General features: G+C 54.5%; 18 protein-coding genes. 1 reads left to right on the top strand and 17 read right to left on the bottom strand.

The window, feature by feature from the left end:
- Window positions 1-41 precede the first annotated feature (41 nt).
- The 17 genes from B9Z46_RS02075 to B9Z46_RS01995 form a co-directional block, all read right to left on the bottom strand.
- Window positions 42-1,406, bottom strand: coding sequence for an MBL fold metallo-hydrolase (locus B9Z46_RS02075; RefSeq protein WP_108254358.1), 1,365 nt, complete (start codon window positions 1,404-1,406; stop codon window positions 42-44).
- A gap of 49 nt (window positions 1,407-1,455) precedes the next feature.
- Entirely contained in the window at window positions 1,456-2,592 is a 1,137-nt protein-coding gene (dnaJ, locus tag B9Z46_RS02070; RefSeq protein WP_108254357.1) for a molecular chaperone DnaJ, read from the bottom strand.
- A gap of 97 nt (window positions 2,593-2,689) precedes the next feature.
- The gene (dnaK, locus tag B9Z46_RS02065; protein ID WP_055360419.1) at window positions 2,690-4,621 is read right to left on the bottom strand and encodes a molecular chaperone DnaK; all 1,932 of its coding nucleotides are present in this window, start codon (window positions 4,619-4,621) and stop codon (window positions 2,690-2,692) included.
- 93 nt (window positions 4,622-4,714) lie between these two features.
- Window positions 4,715-5,320 carry a nucleotide exchange factor GrpE gene (gene grpE, locus B9Z46_RS02060; protein WP_255416905.1) on the bottom strand — a complete coding sequence of 202 codons (606 nt, stop codon included), beginning with the start codon at window positions 5,318-5,320 and terminating at the stop codon, window positions 4,715-4,717.
- 97 nt (window positions 5,321-5,417) lie between these two features.
- On the bottom strand, window positions 5,418-5,768 hold the full coding sequence (locus tag B9Z46_RS02055; protein WP_055360420.1) for an FKBP-type peptidyl-prolyl cis-trans isomerase: 351 nt from the start codon (window positions 5,766-5,768) through the stop codon (window positions 5,418-5,420).
- 94 nt (window positions 5,769-5,862) lie between these two features.
- Complete coding sequence (locus B9Z46_RS02050) at window positions 5,863-7,038, bottom strand: fumarylacetoacetate hydrolase family protein (RefSeq protein ID WP_108254822.1); 1,176 nt, start codon at window positions 7,036-7,038, stop codon at window positions 5,863-5,865.
- A gap of 50 nt (window positions 7,039-7,088) precedes the next feature.
- The gene (locus B9Z46_RS02045) at window positions 7,089-7,550 is read right to left on the bottom strand and encodes a MarR family winged helix-turn-helix transcriptional regulator (protein WP_055360421.1); all 462 of its coding nucleotides are present in this window, start codon (window positions 7,548-7,550) and stop codon (window positions 7,089-7,091) included.
- The gene (locus B9Z46_RS02040; protein WP_108254356.1) at window positions 7,535-9,238 is read right to left on the bottom strand and encodes an acyl-CoA dehydrogenase family protein; all 1,704 of its coding nucleotides are present in this window, start codon (window positions 9,236-9,238) and stop codon (window positions 7,535-7,537) included. Before B9Z46_RS02040 ends, B9Z46_RS02045 begins: the two co-directional genes overlap by 16 nt.
- 12 nt (window positions 9,239-9,250) lie before the next feature.
- Entirely contained in the window at window positions 9,251-9,979 is a 729-nt protein-coding gene (locus tag B9Z46_RS02035; RefSeq protein WP_108254355.1) for an ABC transporter ATP-binding protein, read from the bottom strand.
- A 1-nt stretch (window position 9,980) separates the two neighbouring features.
- Window positions 9,981-11,747: an ATP-binding cassette domain-containing protein gene (locus tag B9Z46_RS02030; RefSeq protein ID WP_108254354.1), complete on the bottom strand. Its 1,767-nt coding sequence runs from the start codon at window positions 11,745-11,747 to the stop codon at window positions 9,981-9,983.
- A gap of 1 nt (window position 11,748) precedes the next feature.
- Window positions 11,749-12,789 (bottom strand): branched-chain amino acid ABC transporter permease, encoded by a 1,041-nt coding sequence (locus tag B9Z46_RS02025; RefSeq protein ID WP_108254353.1) that lies wholly within the window; start codon window positions 12,787-12,789, stop codon window positions 11,749-11,751.
- An 81-nt stretch (window positions 12,790-12,870) separates the two neighbouring features.
- Window positions 12,871-14,004, bottom strand: a complete 1,134-nt coding sequence (locus tag B9Z46_RS02020) for an ABC transporter substrate-binding protein (RefSeq protein ID WP_108254352.1) — start codon at window positions 14,002-14,004, stop codon at window positions 12,871-12,873.
- Window positions 14,005-14,070: 66 nt separating this feature from the next.
- Window positions 14,071-14,490 (bottom strand): thioesterase family protein, encoded by a 420-nt coding sequence (locus tag B9Z46_RS02015; RefSeq protein ID WP_108254351.1) that lies wholly within the window; start codon window positions 14,488-14,490, stop codon window positions 14,071-14,073.
- A 17-nt stretch (window positions 14,491-14,507) separates the two neighbouring features.
- Complete coding sequence (locus tag B9Z46_RS02010) at window positions 14,508-15,272, bottom strand: SDR family NAD(P)-dependent oxidoreductase (protein ID WP_108254350.1); 765 nt, start codon at window positions 15,270-15,272, stop codon at window positions 14,508-14,510.
- Between the two features lie 41 nt (window positions 15,273-15,313).
- The gene (locus B9Z46_RS02005) at window positions 15,314-16,561 is read right to left on the bottom strand and encodes a thiolase family protein (protein WP_108254349.1); all 1,248 of its coding nucleotides are present in this window, start codon (window positions 16,559-16,561) and stop codon (window positions 15,314-15,316) included.
- A 31-nt stretch (window positions 16,562-16,592) separates the two neighbouring features.
- A complete protein-coding gene (locus tag B9Z46_RS02000) occupies window positions 16,593-18,446 on the bottom strand; it encodes a feruloyl-CoA synthase (protein ID WP_108254348.1) in 1,854 nt (617 codons plus the stop codon).
- A 42-nt stretch (window positions 18,447-18,488) separates the two neighbouring features.
- Window positions 18,489-19,235, bottom strand: coding sequence for a crotonase/enoyl-CoA hydratase family protein (locus B9Z46_RS01995; RefSeq protein WP_233245921.1), 747 nt, complete (start codon window positions 19,233-19,235; stop codon window positions 18,489-18,491).
- Window positions 19,236-19,422: 187 nt separating this feature from the next.
- On the opposite strand from B9Z46_RS01995, the gene B9Z46_RS01990 reads away from it, so the two are divergent.
- Window positions 19,423-20,286, top strand: a complete 864-nt coding sequence (locus tag B9Z46_RS01990) for an amidohydrolase family protein (RefSeq protein ID WP_055360432.1) — start codon at window positions 19,423-19,425, stop codon at window positions 20,284-20,286.
- Window position 20,287: the final 1 nt, after the last annotated feature.

Genomic DNA, 20,287 nt, shown 5'->3' with positions numbered 1-20,287 from the left:
GCCAAGTTTAATGCCTCATGCCTTGAGATTGCCTTAATCCCCTATGCAGGCCAAATCGAAGCATGCTCGGGCACCACGGCACGCATTTTGAGCTCCCTTTCGATGCGTTGTCGCAACGCGTCGGAGGCTTCAAGTTCACCATGAACCACGTAAACCTGTGCTGGCGGCTTTGGCATTTGTTGTAGCCAAGCCAACAACTGATTGCCATCAGCATGCGCGGATGCAGAGGTGAGTTGAACAATTTCTGCGGCGACTGGCAAGTCTTTGCCATGCAAGCGAATGGTGAATGCACCGCTGGCCAAGGTGGAGCCTCGCGTTCCTGGCGATTGAAAACCTGTGAGGATGACCATGTTGCGGTGATTGCCGACATAGTTGGCCAAGTGATGCAAGACACGCCCTCCTGTGGCCATGCCACTGGCTGCCAAGATCACCATGGGGCCATGGCGCTTGATCAAGGCTTTGGACTGCTCGGGTGTCTCGATCATGGTGGCCACATGGTCCATGGCTTGCACCTCGTCAGCGGTGAGGCGGTGTTCACCCATGTGCCGTTTGAACAGCGCCGTGGTGTGAATCGCCATCGGGCTGTCTAGAAAAATAGGCAAGCCATGCGGAATGACGCCTTGCGCTTTGAGCTGCGAAATGCTGTGCAAAATGGCCTGCGCACGGCCTACGGCAAACACAGGAACGACGGCAATACCGCCACGCGCTGACACCTTTTTCAATGCCTCGCCCAGCTCGGCGTTGACATTTTCTTCGGGGTGCACACGGTTACCGTAGGTGGATTCGATCAACACGGTGTCGGCTTGCGGCGGGTTGTCGGGAGGGTTCATGAGGCTGTCGTCGGGTCGGCCCAAATCGCCAGAGAACAAAATGCGACGGCCTGCCACTTCCAGTAGCAAACTGGACGCACCCAAGATGTGGCCTGCTGTGCTGAACTTGGCGTTCCACCCCGGGATGGGTTGGAACCATGTGTTGAGTTTTTCAACATGGAACTGCTGCATGCAATATTTGGCATCTTGCTGCGTGTAGAGCGGTAATGCCGGTGCGTGTTTGGAGAAGCCATGCCGGTTTGCAAAGTAGGCATCTTCTTCTTGGATGTGGCCGCTGTCGGGCAGCAAGATAGCGCACAAGTCGCGTGTGCCTGAGGTGCTGTGAACTTTGCCTTCAAAGCCGCTGCGAGCCAACAAGGGCAAATAGCCACTGTGATCTAAATGTGCATGCGTCAAGATGACGGCATCGACATCTTTCGGCGGAATGGGGCACGCATCCCAATTGCGCAGTCGCAATTGTTTGTAGCCTTGAAACAAACCGCAATCGACCAACAGCTTGCGACCGCCGTGCTCGACGCAGTACTTGGAACCGGTGACGGTGTTGGCACCGCCTAAGAAGCGAATGTTGAGTGTCATGTGGCCATGTTAGGCGCTTGGCCCAACATGGAATTGACTTATATCAAGCTTAGGCGCCGAACAAGCCTTTGAGTTTGTCGGTCCAGCTGTTGCCTGTGGGCATGTGTTTGGCACCGCCTTTTTGCAAAGACTCGTCAAACTCTTTGAGCAGCTTGCGCTGATGCTCGGTGAGTTTCACGGGTGTCTCGACCGTGATGTGACAGTACAGGTCACCCGGGTAGCTGGCACGCACGCCCTTGATGCCTTTGCCGCGCAAACGGAATTGCTTGCCTGTTTGCGTGCCTTCAGGAATGTCGATGGCGGCTTTGCCATTGAGTGTGGGCACATCGATCTCGCCGCCCAATGCGGCTTTTGAAAAACTGATGGGCACAGAGCAATGCAGGTCGTCGCCATCGCGCTCGAAGATGTCGTGTTTCTTGAGGCGAATTTCAATGTACAAATCGCCGGGCGGGCCGCCATTGGTTCCCGGTTCACCGTTGCCGGTGCTGCGAATGCGCATGCCGTCGTCAATGCCCGCTGGGATTTTGACTTCGAGTGTTTTTTGCTTTTTGAGCTTGCCTTGACCGCTGCAAGAAGGGCAGGGATCGGAAATGATTTTCCCAGAGCCGCGGCAGTGCGGGCAGGTTTGCTGCACGCTGAAAAAGCCTTGGCGCATTTGCACGGTTCCTGAACCTTGGCAAGTGCCGCAGGTTTTTGCGCTAGTGCCTTTCTTAGCGCCGGAGCCATCGCAAGGTTCGCACTCTTCCCAACCGGGGATGCGAATTTGGGCGTCTTTGCCAGCAGCCGCTTCCTCTAGGGTCACTTCCATGGCATAGCTCAAGTCGCCGCCACGGAACACTTGACGGCCGCCGCGGCCACCGCGTTGTTGACCAAAAATGTCGCCAAAAATATCACCGAAGGCTTCGCCAAATCCACCAAAGCCTTCCGCACCGCCTGCGCCACCGCGCATGTTGGGGTCGACGCCGGCATGACCGTACTGGTCGTAGGCCGCACGTTTTTGCGCATCAGACAACATCTCGTAGGCCTCTTTGACCTCTTTGAATTTGGCTTCGGCGTCTTTGGCGTCGTCTCCCTGATGACGGTCAGGGTGGTACTTCATCGCCAATTTGCGATACGCCTTTTTGATCTCTTCTTCAGAGGCGTTCTTGGCTACACCCAATACTTCGTAAAAGTCTCTTTTGGCCATCGTGTTTTGCTACTGTTTGAACAAGAACGCCGCGTAAGCGATTTCCTTCAGGATACGCTGACGCGGCGGCTTGGGCTAAAGCCCTTGAATGAAAGGCTTAGCCTTTTTTAACTTCCTTGACTTCAGCGTCAACCACGTTGTCGTCTGCAGGTTTGGCGTCGGCACCTGGGCCGCCCGCTGCACCACCGGCAGCCGCTTCTTTGGCTTGCATGTCGGCGTACATTTTTTCGCCCAGCTTTTGGCTGACGGTCATCAGGGCTTCGGTTTTGGCTTCGATGGCGTCTTTGTCTTCGCCTTTCAAAGCTTCTTCCAATTCCTTCACGGCAGCTTCGATTTTGGTTTTTTCGTCGCCTTCAATCTTGTCGCCATACTCGGTCAGGCTCTTCTTCACGCTGTGCACAGTGGCTTCGCCTGAGTTTTTGGCTTGAACGATTTCAAGTTTCTTCTTGTCGTCTGCAGCGTTCAACTCAGCGTCTTTCACCATCTGTTGAATTTCTTCTTCAGACAAACCAGAGTTGGCCTTGATGGTGATCTTGTTTTCTTTGCCAGTGCCTTTGTCTTTGGCGCCCACGTGCAAGATGCCATTGGCGTCGATGTCAAAGGACACTTCAATTTGAGGCGTACCGCGTGCTGCAGGTGGAATGCCTTCGAGGTTGAACTCACCCAGCAACTTGTTGCCCGTAGCCATCTCGCGCTCGCCTTGGTAAACCTTGATGGTCACCGCAGGTTGATTGTCATCGGCCGTAGAGAAGGTCTGTGCAAACTTGGTGGGGATGGTGGTGTTCTTGGTGATCATTTTGGTCATCACGCCGCCCAGGGTTTCAATGCCCAAGGACAAAGGTGTGACGTCCAACAGCAACACGTCTTTGCGGTCGCCCGACAAAACTTGACCTTGAATGGCAGCGCCAACGGCCACGGCTTCATCAGGGTTTACGTCTTTGCGTGGCTCTTTGCCAAAGAATTCTTTCACCTTGTCTTGCACTTTGGGCATGCGTGTCATGCCGCCCACCAAGATGATGTCGTCGATGTCTGACACACTCACGCCAGCATCTTTGATGGCGGTGCGGCAAGGTGCAATGGTGCGCTCGATCAACTCGTCGACCAGGCTTTCCAACTTGGCGCGGCTGAGCTTGATGTTCAGGTGTTTTGGACCTGTGGCATCGGCTGTGATGTAGGGTAGGTTGATGTCGGTGCCAGCAGAGCTGGACAATTCGATCTTGGCTTTTTCAGCGGCTTCTTTCAAGCGCTGCAGGGCCAACACGTCTTTGGACAAATCAACGCCGCTTTCTTTCTTGAACTCGGCAATGATGAAATCAATGATGCGTTGGTCGAAGTCTTCACCACCCAAGAAGGTGTCGCCGTTGGTGGACAACACTTCGAATTGTTTTTCGCCATCGACGTCGGCAATCTCAATGATGGACACGTCAAAGGTACCGCCGCCCAAGTCATACACGGCAATCTTGCGATCGCCTTTTTCGGTCTTGTCCAAACCGAAGGCCAAAGCAGCCGCTGTGGGTTCGTTGATGATGCGCTTGACGTCCAAACCAGCAATGCGGCCTGCATCTTTGGTGGCTTGACGTTGTGCGTCATTGAAGTAAGCAGGTACCGTGATGACGGCTTCTGTCACTTCTTCGCCGAGGTAGTCTTCGGCGGTTTTCTTCATTTTGCGCAAGACTTCAGCGCTGATCTGTGGGGGCGCCAATTTGTTGCCACGCACTTCCACCCAAGCGTCGCCGTTGTCGGCTTTGGCAATGGTGTAAGGCATCAGGTCGATGTCTTTTTGAACTTCTTTTTCAGAGAACTTGCGACCAATCAAACGCTTCACGGCATACAACGTGTTGCGAGGATTTGTAACGGCTTGACGCTTGGCGGATGCGCCGACCAAAATTTCGCCGTCTTCTTGGTACGCAATGATGGAAGGCGTGGTGCGCGCGCCTTCGGCGTTCTCAATCACCTTGGTGGTGTTGCCTTCCATGATGGCCACACACGAGTTGGTGGTGCCCAAGTCAATGCCAATGATTCTTCCCATGTTCTTCTCCGGTAATCTAAAAAATGCTTGAATGAATCAGAAGTAGGGGCGGTTTAGGCAATTTCAAGGCCTGTTTCTACTTCCGAAAGGGTTTTATTTGGGGGCCGTGACTGTCACCAACGCGGGTCTCAACACGCGGTCAGCAATCAGATAGCCCTTTTGCAGCACGGTCACCACGGTATTGGCTTCCTGCTGGGCAGGCACCACACTGATGGCTTGGTGGTGGTGCGGGTCAAACTTGGTACCTGCCGAGGGGTTGATCTCAACCACTTTGTTGCGTTCAAGGGCGCTTTTGAGCTGACGAAGCGTAGCTTCTGCTCCCTCACGAATTTGTTCAGGTGTGGCCGATTGAATGGCCAAGCCTGCTTCCAAGCTGTCCAAAACGGGCAGCAAACTGTCGGCAAAGCCTTCCACCGCAAATTTGCGGGCTTTGGAAATTTCTTCGTCAGCGCGGCGACGGGCGTTTTGGACATCAGCCTGAGCGCGCAAATATTGGTCGGCCAGGGTGGCATTTTGGGCTTTGACGTTGACCAGCTCGGCTTGGGCATCGGCCAAAGGATCTTGTGAAACGGGCGCTTGCTGAGCCTGGGTGTCTGTGCCCATGGCCGCAGCGGCGGCGGCCAAGGCTTCAGCGGTTGGCATGACGTTGGGTGTGCCGGGGTTTTGATTTGTAGGGTTTTGTGAGCTGGAATCAGACATGAAATGCATCCGCAATAAATGACAACGCCCCAAACTTGGGGGCGTTTTGAGAGATTTCAAGGCCTGTTGGCGTTAGGCCAACGGGACCTGAATTAAATCAAGACAGTTCGAGCAGTTCGACGTCGAACTTGAGGGTGGCGTTGGGGGGGATGACGCCGCCAGCACCACGGGGGCCGTAGCCTAAGTCAGATGGAATGATCAGGGTGCGCGCGCCACCGATTTTCATGCCGGCCACGCCTTCGTCCCAACCGCGAATGACCATGCCGGCGCCCAAGATGAATTGGAAAGGGTCTCGGCGGTCTTTGCTGGAGTCAAACTTGGCGCCTTGCTCGCCGTCTTTGTACAGCCAGCCTGTGTAATGCACAGTGACCGTTTGGCCTTTGGTGGCTTCGGCGCCGTCGCCGACCACGGTGTCTTCGTATTGCAGGCCTGTGGCTGTGGTGATCATGGGGTGTCCTAGAAATGGGTCATAGAAAGGCCGGTGCAAGACCGGCCAATGGCTGAATTATGCCAGTTGATGGGGCATCGGGAAGGTCTTGTATTCAGTGCTTTGATCGCTTGGCCAAGTCTTGCATCAGGGCGCGGATGCCATAGGTCCAAGGCGGTGCCTGGTCTGAGGTGGTCACTCGGTTGAAGAGGGTGCCCAATTGCGGGGTGGTGATGGCCACCGTATCGCCCACCACATGGGTGAAGCCTTGCCCGGGGCCATGCCGGTCTTGGGTAGGGGCAAACATGGTGCCGAGAAACAGCACCAGACCGTCGGGGTACTGGTGGAAGGGGCCAATGGCTTGCGCCGCTAAGTCCAAGGGATCTCGACTGATTTGGCTAAGAGAACTGCTGCCTTGCATCACAAAGCCTTCGGGGCCATGGACCGCCATGCTGAGGTCTGTGGTTCGTACGTTGTCGATGGTGTACTGGCCATCAAACAAGCGGATGAAGGGGCCGATGGCGCAGCTGGCATTGTTGTCTTTGGCTTTGCCCAAGAGCAGGGCGCTGCGGCCCTCAAAATCTCGCAAGTTGACATCGTTGCCCATGGCGGCGCCCACCACATGGCCTTTGGAATTGATGACCAACACAATTTCCGGCTCGGGGTTGTTCCATGAACTGCCGGGATGCAAGCCCACATCAAAACCAGAACCCACAGCACTCATGGCTTGCGACTTGGTGAAAATTTCTGCGTCAGGACCGATGCCCACTTCAAGGTACTGAGACCAAACGCCTTGCGCTACCAGCACTTCTTTCAGTTTCATGGCTTGTGCAGAGCCAGGTTTGACATTGCGAAGGTTGTCCCCCATCACATCGATCACGGCTTTGCGCACGCTTTCAGCTTTGGCGGCATCGCCTCGAGCTTGTTCTTCGATGACCCGCTCCAACATGCTGGCGACAAAGGTCACGCCGGCCGCTTTGATGGCCTGCAAGTCCGTGGGGGCGAGGAACCAGGCTTCATTTTCGTTGCGTTGTTGGGGATCGGTATTGGCCCACAAAGCTTCTGTAGACCAAGTTTTGCCGTGGTGGTTTTTGACACATGCGGCGACGTTGTCGATTTCCATCAAGTCGCTGCTGGTGAGTGCCAAGCCAGACAAGTCGGTGGTTTCGCTGGCGCCTACTTTGACAAGATAGGGTCCCTCGTCGGGAACCCAAATGCGGCCAATCAATATGGCGTTGGCGGCATCATCGGGCAGCGTCTTTGCCAATGAAGGAAAGCTGGAATGTGACAAGGCCGAGTCTCCCAATTTGGTGATCTCTTGGGCCCTGAAAGTCGGTGCCCTTAGAGGTAGATTTTTTGCAGTAACGTGACCAAGGTTTGAACTTGGTTAGGCGTGAGTTTAGAGCCAATGTTCATTTCTAGCTCGGACGCTGTGGCTTCAGCTTTTTCCATGAGTTCTAAACCCTTGTCCGTTGGGTGCAGTCCCATGGCGCGGCCATCATGGGGGTGGGGCAGGCGCTCTAGCAGGCCACGAGATTCCAATGACTGCACCAAGCCCACTAAGTTGGGCGGCAAGATGTTCAGCGCGGCGCAAAGTTGACGCGAAGTGACGCCGGGGTTGTGAACCACCACCGACATCACTGAAAAATCGACAGGCTTCAAGTCGTAGACCGCCATGCGTTCTAAGAATTGGCTGATCACGGCCAGGGCGGCACGGCGTGCGTTGTAACCAATCAAGGTTTCAAGGTAGCTGGTGTCGACTTTGTCGACGGCCGCGATTGGATTTTTCACGCTGCTTGGCATTGCGTCTCAATGATGTGACTGCGCATGGCGAATTCAGGAAGCACCCATTGGCGGAAGGCTTTGGAGGGCGCTTGCCAACGGGACTTTAATTCGGGTGTTTGTGCATCGAGCGCGGCATCGATGCGCTGCCAAGCCCATTGCAACATGACCAAGGCCATGGCACGCAAATAGTCGTCGGCCACCCGGTGGCCCAAGCTGGGGTCTTGGGGTGCCGCGCTCACAATGCTTTGTGTCAATTTGCGAAGCTGAGTGGCTTCTGCTGTTTCCGTCTGCGATTGCGCCTTCATGTCGTCCAGCAATTGGTTCAAGCTCTGGCCTCCATCGGCCATGATTTTGCGAACCACCAAATCGATGGCTTGAATTTCGTTGGTGCCCTCGTAAATCATGGCGACGCGCGCATCGCGCACGATTTGCTCAATGCCCCATTCACGCACATAACCGTGGCCTCCCAAGACTTGGAGGCAATCGCTACCGCCATGAAAAGCTTGATGGGTGAAGGCGGCTTTCATCACAGGCGTCACCAAAGCGCACCAGCGTTGCGATTGGGCTGCGGTGTCTTTGTCTGCGTGTTTGATGCGGTCTAATTCCACTGCAGTTTGATAAGCCAACACGCGGCCGCCATCCACCCAAGCGCGTTGTGTGTTCAAGATGCGTTGGATGGCAGGATGCTCAATGATGAAATCGGCTTCGGCAGCAGACTTGGGTTTCACTTCTTGACCTGCTGGCGCGCGCATCTGACGGCGCTCTCGGGCGTAAGCGTCGGCTTTTTGCCAAGCCGCATCCAGTAGGCCAATGCCTTGCATGGCCACGTGCAATCGCGCAGCGTTCATCATGACGAACATGGCGTTCAGACCTTTGCCGGGTTCGCCGATGATCTCAGCCAGGGCGTCATCAAAGCGCATCACACATGTGGGACTGCCGTGAAGGCCCATCTTTTCTTCGATGCGGTCGCAATGCACAGCGCTACGTTCGCCATTGGGGTAAAACTTGGGCACCAAAAAGAGTGACAGACCTTTAGGGCCGGGCGGTGCATCGGGCAAACGTGCCAAGACCAAATGAACGATGTTGTCAGTGAGGTCGTGCTCGCCACCTGATATGAAAATCTTGGTGCCATTCAAGGCGTAGCGGCCATCGGCTTGCGGCGTGGCTTTGGTGCGCGACAAGCCCAAGTCACTGCCTGCGTGCGGTTCAGTCAGGCACATGGTGGCCAACCATTCACCAGTACCAACTTTGCTGAGGTAAGTTTCTTGGAGTGAGGGGCTTGCATAGTGCTTGATGCATTCATATGCGCCATGCAACAAACCAGGTGCCATGGTCCAGCCATGGTTGGCGGCTGACAGCATTTCATAAAGCATGATTTCCAAGACAGAGGGCAGGCCTTGTCCGCCATCTTCTGGTGCTGCAGAAAGCGCAGGCCAACCCGCTTGCCAAAACATTTGGTAGGCCGATTGAAAACCGGGTGGCATCGTCACTTTGCCGTCTTGCCACTTCGCGCCAATTTCATCGCCATCCCGGTTGAGTGGGGCGACCACTTCACCGACAAACTTGCCAGCTTCTTCCAACACTTGCTGCATCAGATCCGCATCGACTTCATCAAACGCTGGCAATGCTTTCAGCTGATCGGGTGCACCTAAAACATTGGACAAGACAAATTGCATGTCTTGGATACGGGGTTGGTAGTCGCTCATGTTGTTTGTTCTTTATTTTTTGGCAGCACCCAAGTAGGTGTCGATCACGCGGGGGTCTTCGGCCAAATCGGAAGCTTTGCCTTGAAGGCTCACTTCGCCCATTTCCAAAACGTAGCCATGATCGGCCACAGCCAATGCAGCGCGTGCATTTTGTTCCACCAACACGATGGACACACCCGTTTGACGAAGTGTTTCGATGATGTTGAAAATCTCTTTCACAATGAGCGGTGCCAAACCCAAACTGGGTTCGTCCAACATCAAGAGAGAAGGGCGTGACATGAGGGCTCTGCCCACCGCCAACATTTGGCGTTCACCACCAGACAAGGTGCCGGCTTCTTGCAAGCGACGTTCTTTGAGTCGGGGGAACAAGTCGAAGACGTCGTCAAGTCGATTGCGCCAATCGGCATTGCCTAAACGCATTTGGCGATAGCCGCCCAACACCAAGTTGTCTTCGACCGTCATGGTATTGAAGAGTTCACGCTTTTCAGGGACCAGAGAGATGCCTTGCATGACGCGTTCTTCCAAGGTCAACTCGTTGATCGATTGGCCATTGAATTCAATCAGGCCTTGCGCTGGCAAGATGCCCATCAGGCTGTTCAAAAAAGTTGATTTGCCAGCGCCGTTGGGACCAATCACTGTGATCACACTGCCTTTGGCAGCTTCCAAACTGATGCCGTGCAGTACTTCAGCTTTGCCGTAACCCGCATGCAATTGCTGAACTTTGAGAATGGGTGTTGTCATGTCAGTGCTCCGTGCCCAAGTAAGCCGCACGCACGGCAGGACTGGCTTGAATTTCTGCAGGCGTGCCTTGCGTTAGCAGGGTGCCAAACTCCATCACCACCAAATGATCGCAAACGTCCATGACCAAGTCCATGTCGTGCTCCACCAACAAGATGCTCATGCCTTCGCTTTGCAATTGACGAAGCACTTTGATCAAGTCTTGTTTTTCTTTATGGCGCAAACCGGCTGCAGGCTCGTCAAGCAACAAGAGTGCAGGATCGCAGCACAGCGCACGGGCGATTTCCATCAGACGCTGGGGTCCCATGGCCAAGTTGCCTGCCAATTCGTGCAAGTAATTGCCCATGCCAATCCGTTCAAGCTGGTGCTGTGCTTCTTTCATGAAGCGTTGCTCTTCAGCTTTATTGGTGCCTAGCATGGAGGAAATGACACCAGATTCACCGCGGGTGTAAGCGCCCAAAGCCACGTTTTCTAAAACCGTCATGTTCGGAATCATCTTCACATGTTGGAAAGTGCGGGCCATGCCTTGGCGAGAAATTTCGCGCGATGGCAAAGCGGAGATGTCATGTCCGCGGTATGTCACCTTGCCCGAAGTTTTGGACAGCACGCCAGTGATCAAGTTGAAGGTGGTTGATTTGCCAGCGCCGTTAGGGCCAATCAAACCCACAATCCGCCCAGCGTGAATGTCAAAACTGATGTCGTTCACAGCAGTGAGGCCGCCAAATTGTTTGCGAATTTTGTCGACCTTAAGAACCAAATCGCCCATCGCAGGTTTGCTGCGGGCATTCAATGGCGCTGCATCCTGCCAGTCCATTTTGCGGGGAGGACGCGGCAGTTTGCGAGCGACCAAAGACCAGATGCCATCGGGCATGTACTTGAGCACCAGAACCATGGCGACACCAAACACAATCACTTCATAACTGCCGCTGGTGCCAATCAAGGCAGGCAAGGCGACTTGCAAATAGTCGTCGAGCAATTTGATCAAGGCGGCACCTACGATGGCGCCCCACACATAGCCCACGCCGCCAATCACGGCCATGAACAGGTATTCGATGCCCATCTTCAAGCCAAAGGCGGACGGATTGACGGTACGTTGAAAATGCGCAAGCAGCCATCCTGCAATGGATGCAAACAAAGCCGCAATCAAAAAGATCGTGACTTTGTAACGGAAGGTGCTGATGCCCATGGCCTCGGCCATTTGGGAACCGCCTTTGAGCGAACGAATGGCACGGCCAGGACGTGAGTCCAGCAAGTTCAACAATGCAATGGCACCTGCAATCAGGATGGCCCATGTGAGGATGAAGAACAAACGGCCTTGGCCAATGTCAAGACTGCCGATCGACAAACTCTTGAGACCCAACAAGCCGTCGTACTTGCCCAAGGCATCCAAATTGCCCATGAGGTAATACAAAGACAAGCCCCATGCAATGGTGGCCAATGGCAAGTAGTGACCAGACATGCGAAGGGTGATGGCGCCCACCACCAATGCGCTGATGGCCGTGATGCCCAAGCCAACAAACAAGGTTAGCCATGGCGACATGCCCATGTTCAAAGTCAGATAGGCCGTGGTGTAGGCGCCAACACCTACAAATGCTGCTTGGCCAAAGGAGGTTAAGCCTCCAACGCCCGTCAGCAGTACCAATCCCAGGCACACCAATGCATAAAGACCTATGTAGTTGAGTTGCGCAATCCAGAAGTCTGGCAAGGGCAACAAGGCCACGACGGGAACAGCCGCTGCCAGCAGCCAGATGAAAAGTTTTTGCTTGTTCATGTCAGTGATCCTCGTCTGAATGGCCACTGCGCAAAGAGCGCACGAGGAGAATGGGCAAGACCAAAGTGAAGACGATGACTTCTTTGAAAGCGCTGGCCCAGAAGGCACCAAAAGATTCAACGATACCGACGAACAGTGCACCCAACAATGCACCAGGGTAGCTGGCCAGTCCGCCCATCACAGCGGCCACGAAACCTTTGAGGCCAATCAAAAAGCCCGAGTCGTAGAACACGGTGGTGGTGGGACCAATGAGCAGACCAGACAATGCGCCGATCAGGGCTGCCATGAGAAAGGTTAGCTGACCTGAGGTATGGCTGGAGATGCCCATCAAGCGTGCACCCGTGCGATTCACCGCAGTGGCACGCAGGGCTTTGCCACGCAGTGAGCGTTCGAAATAAAGCCACATCATGACAATCAGTGCCAATGAAGTGACGAAAATAATCACAGTCTGACCTGTCAATGCGACAGGTCCGAGGGTAAAGCGTTCATCCCAGAACGTCGGGTTGCGGAAACCTTCCGCACCGAAAAACAACAAGCCCAAGCCCGTCATTGCAAAGTGCACGCCTACAGAGACGATCAACAAGACCAGCGGTGTGGCCGACTCAAGCGATTGGTATGCCACGCGGTAAACCAGCGGACCAAAGGCAGTCACGATGGCCACACTTAAAACGGCTTGACTCCAGAGTGGAAACTTTTGCGGTGCAGCCCACATGGCGATGAGAGACACCAACATCGGAAAGACCAAGGTCTTCAAAGCAGCGAACAAGGCGCGTGACACGTTGCCATGATGACGCCACCGTTCAATCAATTCCATCAATGCAGCAACGCCAGCAAGTATCAACAACAGCCAAACGGTGCCGGGTGTTTTGCCTGTTTGTAGCATGGCCAAGGTCAGCGCACCATAAGCCACAAATTCGCCTTGAGGAATAAAGATCACACGCGTGACCGTGAACACCAGCACGGTGGCCAAGCCTAAAAGGGCATACACCGCGCCATTGGTGACACCGTCTAGCAAAAGGATGCTGGCGATGGAGAAGTCCATGAGATTTCCGATACAAAAAACACAAGGTGCACAGGGGGACGCCTTGAAGGCGTGCACACCTGTGCAAGCAAGTCAGAGGTCTTATTCGACCTTGAACTTACCGTCGACCACTTTGGTCATCACGCCTGTTTCCAGTGTGTAACCCCAGTGGTCAGCAGGCGTCCAGTTCATCACGCCGTGTGAAAACACAGTACGACCCATGGTTTCCAATGTGTCGCGAATGGCTGCGCGGAACTCAGGTGTGCCAGGCTTGGCTTTTTTCAGTGCCAAAGGAATGGCTTTTTCCATGGCCACTTGGAAGTCATAAGAGTGACCTGCAAACTGGTTGCGTGTGTTGGGGCCATGTTCTTTTTCAAACTTCTGAACGAAGTCCAAAGCCAATTTTTTGGAAGGATGGCTGTCGGGCAATTGGTCGCCCAACAAGGCAGGGCCAGACACAACGAAGGTGCCTTCAACAGCTTTGCCGCCAATGCGTGACAAGTCGGGTGTGGCTGCTGCGTGCGTTTGGTAGACCTTGCCTTTGTAGCCGCGCTCAACCAAGCCCATCTGGGGCATGGCGGCGCCAGAACCTGAAGCCACGACCAAGATGGCGTCTGGGTTGGCAGAAGTCAACTTCAAAGCTTGAGGTGTGACGCTGGTGTCGGTACGAGCAAAGCGCTCAACGCCGACCATTTTGATGCCTGCTTTTTCGAGTTCAGGTTGAACGGCTTCCAGCCATTGCTGACCATAAACGTCTGCGTAGCCCAAGAAGCCAACCGTTTTGATGCCTTGCTTTTTCATGTGCTCGATCACAGCATGGCCCATCACATTATTGGACTGGGGCAAGCGGAACAACCATTTGTCTTTGCCTGGAGGCACGCCCACAGGTGAGCCTGCGATTTGCACAGTGCCTGCCTCAGATGCGATGTCTGTCATGGCCGCAGCAACGGGTGTGAGGCATGAGCCAAAAATGATGTCAACTTTGTCTTCTGTGACAAAGCGGCGTGCGTTGGCAGAGCCCTTACCTGGATCAGAGGCATCGTCCAACAAAATCACGGTGACTTTTTCGCCACCAATGGTTTTGGGGAACAGTTGCAATTGTTTTTGCATGGGGGTGCCCAAGCCAGAGCCTGGACCTGTGAGTGACAAGCTCACGCCAATTTTGATGTCGGCCAGCGCAGCGGTGCTGGTGACGGCAGTGATGGCCAAAGCCAGCAGTGTTTTCTTCATTTTCATTTTTGTCTCCTAAGAGGTTGTGTTGGAAAAACGTTGAGTGAAAAAATGGAAATCAAAGTCTAGGCATTAACTGCAAAGCGCTTTGATGTCCGCGGGAACGGGAATGGCTTTGATGCGATCTGGGTTTTCTGGATGCTTGATGCAGAAGGCGCGCACTTCGGTGCCTTCGCACAAGACAGTGTCGCCGCGCATGACCACGTGTTTGTGGATGAAGGTTTTGTCGCGCCACTCTTGCACGCTGGTGTGGATTTGCAGCGTCTCACCATAGGTGGCAGGTCGGCCGAACTTGGTGTTGATTTCCAAAAGAGGGGTGCCAATGATGCCGGTGGTTTTTACCAATTCACGCCAAGGTTGCACGCCGCACTTTACAAAAAAGTTCAGCGATGAGGCGTCCATCCATTTGGAAAAATTGGGAAAGAACACGATGCCTGCGGGGTCGCAGTCACCGAACATCACTTGCACTTCATAAACAACTGTTTTGCTCATCGCTAGCTTTCTGCCGATTAACGGGGGGCCATGCGCAGTGCACCATCCAAGCGAATCACTTCGCCGTTCAAGTGGCCATTGCTCACAATGTGTGCGGCCAATTGTGCAAACTCTTCGGGTTTGCCAAGGCGTGAAGGGAAGGGGATGCTGGCAGCCAACGAGGCTTGCACAGGTTCAGGCAGTGTTTTGAGCAACGGTGTTGCAAAGATGCCTGGGGCAATGGTGCACACGCGAATGCCGTGTTGCGCTAAATCGCGTGCCATGGGCAGTGTCATGCCTGCCACACCCGCTTTGGAGGCACTGTAGGCTTGTTGACCCACTTGGCCATCAAAGGCTGCTACAGAGGCTGTGAAGACCATGGCGCCGCGCTCACCGTCTTCCATTGGGTCGAGCTTGGCGCAGGCCGCAGCAAAGACGCGTGCAGCGTTGTAGGTGCCAATCAAATTGACGTTGACCACTTTGGCGAAGTCTTCCAAGGGTGCTGGATTGCCATCTTTGCCCACAATGCGTTTGGCGGTACCGATGCCGGCTATCTGCATCAAGATGCGTGCGCCGCCGTGGGCTTTGGCTGCTTCGGCCACGGCGTTTTCCATGCTGGCGGCGTTGGTCACGTCACATTGAACAGCAATGCCACCAATGTCTGCGGCCACCTTTTGAGCGTTCTCGAGGTTCAAGTCGAGTACGGCGACCTTGGCACCCAAACGGGCCAATTCACGGGCGGTTGCTTCGCCCAAACCAGAGCCACCACCGGTGACCAATGCGCTCATGCCTTGAATGTTCATGTTGTCCTCTTGATGAATGATGTTGACTGAATAGCGTGACTTCAGGCGTTGGGGTTTTCGATCAGCAATGCAATGCCTTGACCGCCACCGACACAAGCACTGGAGATGCCATAGCGTTTGCCACTGCGAACCAATTCGCGTGCCAAGGTGATCGTGAGGCGAACACCCGTGGCTGCCAGGGGGTGACCCAGTGCAATGGCACCGCCGTTAACGTTCAATAAGCTAAGGTCGAGTCCCAACTCGCGGCCGACCGCCAGGGTTTGAGCACCTTGGGCTTCATTGATTTCAAAGCGGCCGATATCGGACAGTTTCAAACCGGTGCGGGCCAGCAACAAACGAATGGCGGGCGCTGGGCCAATGCCCATGATCTCGGGGGGCACACCGGCCACAGCCGCAGCGACGACACGAGCGATTGGTTTTTTGCCATGAGCTTTGGCATAGGTGCCAGAGGTGACCACGCAAGCCGCTGCTGCATCGACCAAGGCCGAACTGTTGCCACCGGTTTGAACGCCACCTTCATAGACGGGACGCAACTTGCCCAACACTTCAGCAGGTGAAATGCGGGGGTGTGTGTCTTGAGTCACTTCAGTGACCTTGCCTTGCAGCTTGATGCCGCGAGGCTTGTAACCGTCGAGTTCAAATTTCTCGGTGATGACGGGCACGATTTCGCCTGCCAAGAAACCAGACTGCTGTGCCGCCACGGCTTTGGCAAAAGACTCAGACGCAAACGCATCGACTTCTTCGCGCGTGATGTTGTATTTCTTGGCCAAGTTTTCGGCCGTTTGAATCATGTTGATGCCAGCCGCTGGATCTTTCAGCGCTTCCCACATGTAGTCTTTGAAACCCACAGGAGAGCCGAGCTTGAAACCGGTGCGGTGATCGAAAGCAGCAATGGGATTGCGTGTCATGCTTTCAGTGCCCACCACCAAGGCGGCTTCTGCAGCGCCTGATTGGATGTGCTCACCAGCTTGGCGGAACAATTCAAAACCTGTACCGCAAATGCGCTGCGCCATCAGTGCGGGCACTTCAACAGGGACGCCTGCATACAAGCCAATGTGGCGAGGCAAGAAGAACTGATCAAAGTCGCCAGGGGCCATGTTGCCCGTCAGTACGGAACCAATGTCTGTGGCGGGAATGTCGGCGCGCTTGAGCGCTTCGCGTGCGGCTTTGATGCCCATGTCGGTTGGGGAGATATGGCCCAATGCGCCACAGTAATCCACCATCGGAGTGCGCACGCCTTCGTGCATCCACACGTCGTCAAAGGCGTTGAAAAATCCAGCTTGGCTCATGGTGCTTCTTTCAAATTTTCAGAATTTCAAATCAGATTGTGGGCTTCAAGATAAAGTGCAAGCGCTCTTCATGCAAAGCTGCAACGGTGTCGGCGCGGTGAGTCAGCACAGCGCGTTGATTAATGGAGCCTTTGTCGGTGATCTCGCCCTTGTCGATGGTGGGCGGCTCGGACAGCAAGCACATGCGCGCAATGCGATTGGCACTGCCCGTGGCAGTTTTGGCCAATTCGTTGATGACGTTTTGGAAGTGTGCCAACACAGGTGCACTGCCCAACACATCGGCCAAGGGCGCGTCGGCCGGCATGCCGCTGAGTGCACGCACAGCGGGTGTTGGGAATACCATGGCGCCAACTTCTTTCAAGTTGATGCCTGTGAGCACCACATCTTGAATGTAGGGTGCGCCGGCCGCAATGATCTTGCCGCGCAAAGGACCCACACTCACAAAGGTGCCAGTGGCCAATTTAAAGTCTTCGGCAATTCGGCCGTCGAACTTCAAACCCAAGTGCACATCGGTTTCATCAATCCATTTGACGGCATCGCCTGTACAAAAAAAGCCTTCATCGTCAAAGGCGCCTTTGGTTTCTTCGTCGTTGCGCCAGTAGCCTGGTGTGATGTTGGGGCCGCGGTAACGCACTTCGGTTTTGCCACCCATGTCGACCAGTTTCAATTCCAACCCTGGGGTGGGCACGCCCAAGTCGCCAGCGTTGACGTAAGGGTTGGTGACAAAAATACCGAAGGGGCCAGACTCGGTCATGCCAAGACCTGTGCCCATCACAATGCGCTCGCCGATTTCGCGCTCTTGCGATTCATACAAGCTGTCCCAAATGGGTTGTGCCAGCGCTGCGCCTGCATAGAAGAACATTTGAACGCGAGACAACAAAGTCTTGCGCAGCAAATCGTCGGTCTTCATGGCATTGGCAATGGCCTCAAAACCTGTGGGCACGTTGAAATAAACGGTCGGTGCAATTTCACGCAAGTTGCGCAAGGTCTCGTGCATCAGCGCAGGCGTGGGCTTGCCATCGTCGATGTACATTGTGCCGCCATGAAAGACCACCATGCCAAAGTTGTGGTTGCCGCCAAAGGTATGGTTCCAGGGCAACCAGTCCACCAAGACCAAAGGCGCTTCGGCCAAGATGGGCATGGACTGGGCCATTTGTTGTTGGTTGGCGCACCACAAACGCTGCGTGTTGATCACCGCTTTGGGCAACTTGGTAGAGCCACTGGTGAACAAGAATTTGACAATCGTGTCGGGGCCTGTGGCTGCAATGGCGGCATCGACTTGCGCAGTGGCAGGTGTACTGCACAAGCTTTCAAAAGTGGTGACTTGTTTGCCCTCCACGCCACCTTCGTTCATCACAATTTCCATGTCACTGGAAACGGTAGCAGCGATGGCCTTTGCATAGCGCGCATCGCTGGCAAACACCAAACCTGGCGTGACGGTGCGCAACACGTGTTTGAGCTTGTCGTAGTCTTGGCTGATTAAAGAGTAGGGGGGGGAAGTGGGCACAAATGGCACACCGGCCACCATGCAACCCAAAGCCAACAATGCATGCTCCAGGCTGTTTTCGCTCAAGATCACCACGGGACGCTCGGCATTCAAGCCACGGTTGATCAGGCCTTGTGCAATGTTGCGCGCAGTGTTCCAAGCTTCAGCATAGGTGACATGACGCCATTCACCCAAACTGCCATCTGCCAATTTGATGCGACGGGCAAACAGCGTTTGTGTGGGTTTGTGTTTCGCCCAGTGCTGCAAACGGTCCGTCAAGCGTTCGGGGTAGGCTTGTAATTCTTGGTCTGCTTTCAGGTAATGTGTGCCTGGTGCGCCATCTTTCAAAGTGACACGCGTCACGCCAAAACGCAGGGGTCTAAATTTAGGTGAGCTCATGCTGGTCTCCAACTCTTTTCAAGGATGTGTAGGGCCGGGTACTTAGTTCTTTTGAACTTTGGCGGCCTTGCCTTCCAAGAAAGCTTTAACGCGAGCCTTGGCTTCGGGCGCGGCTTGGGCAATAGACGCAATCAAGGCTTCGGTGAGGTAGCCGTGATCTGCGGGTTGCTCAGCGATTCGGGGCAGGGCGTGCATCAAGGCGTAATTGGTGAGCGGGGCATTGGTGGCAATGCGTTGTGCCAAGTCCAAAGCTTTGTCCAAAGAAGTTCCTGTGGGGACGTGATATTGCGCCAAACCAATGCGCTCGCCATCTAAGGCGTTGTAAACGCGGCCCGTCAACATCATGTCGGTCATGCGTGCCACGCCAATGAGCTTGGGAATGCGAACCGAGCCCCCGCCGCCCACAAAAATACCGCGTGTGCCTTCTGGCAGTGCGAAAAAGGTGCTGTCGTCTGCCACGCGAATGTGACACGCGCTGGCCAATTCCAAGCCACCGCCCACCACTGCGCCATGCAGCGCTGCGACGACCGGCACACGGCCCAGTTGGACGGCATCCAAAGCAACGTGCCAACTGCGTGAGTGATGCACACCTTGGCCGGCATCGCGTTCCTTGAGTTCAGACAAATCCAAGCCGGCACAGAAATGGTCGCCTTCGCCATACACCACGGCGGCTTTGGCTTCTTCGGGCAGATTTTGGAAGACATCTCGCAAAGCTTCGATCAAGCCATCGTTCAGTGCATTGCGCTTGGTCGGGCGGCTTAAACGCACCATGGCAACAGCGCCGTTCATCTCAAAGTGAATGCCGTGGTTCTGAGCGCGTTGCAACAAAGGATGAAGATTTTGAGTCATGATGGAGGGTCCAAATCGACCTTGCTGAAAAGCAAGGGGTTGCTAAAAAGGTTATTATCAATAACTATATTGTCTTGCCATGTGATGGCAAAAAACACAGGGTTTTCCCGCATTTCTGAAAGTTTTTATGAAACACCAAGACTTGATCGCCATCGACATTCACACCCATGCAGAGGTGAGTTGTTGGAACCCGTTCGACAATTACGGTGAAGAATACGACCGCGCTGCAGACAAGTTTTTTGGCAGTGACCGCCGTCCCACCATTGATGAAACCGTGGCTTATTACCGTGAGCGGAAAATTGGTTTGGTGATGTTCACGGTCGACAGCGAATCACAGTTGGGCCGACGCCGCATTCCCAATGAAGAAATCGCCAAAGCTGCGCGCGACAACAGCGACATGATGATTGCTTTTGCCAGCATCGACCCACACAAAGGCAAGATGGGCGCACGCGAAGCCGAGCGACTGATCAAGGAAGAGGGCATCAAAGGCTTCAAGTTTCACCCCACGGTCCAGGGCTACCACCCTTACGACAAAATGGCTTGGCCCATTTACGAGGTGATCAACGAACACAAAATGCCCGCCATTTTTCACACGGGTCACAGCGGCATTGGCTCTGGCATGCGATGCGGCGGTGGCTTGCGTTTGGCCTACAGCAACCCCATGCACTTAGACGACGTGGCCATTGATTTTCCCGACATGCAAATTGTCATGGCACACCCTAGCTTTCCTTGGCAAGATGAAGCGCTGAGCGTGGCCACGCACAAGCCCAATGTCTGGATTGACTTGTCGGGCTGGAGTCCCAAGTACTTTCCCAAGCAATTGATTCAGTACGCCAACACCTTGCTGAAAGACCGCATTTTGTTTGGCAGCGACTACCCCCTCATCACACCGGAACGGTGGATGAAGGATTTTGAAGTGGCTGGTTTCAAGCCCGAGGTGATGCCCGGGATTTTGAAAGACAACGCTGTGCGTTTGCTGGGCTTGAAATAAG

The sequence above is a fragment of the Limnohabitans sp. Hippo4 genome (assembly GCF_003063605.1).
GTDB lineage: Bacteria > Pseudomonadota > Gammaproteobacteria > Burkholderiales > Burkholderiaceae_C > Limnohabitans_A.
This window is presented reverse-complemented; position numbering and strand designations above follow the sequence as displayed.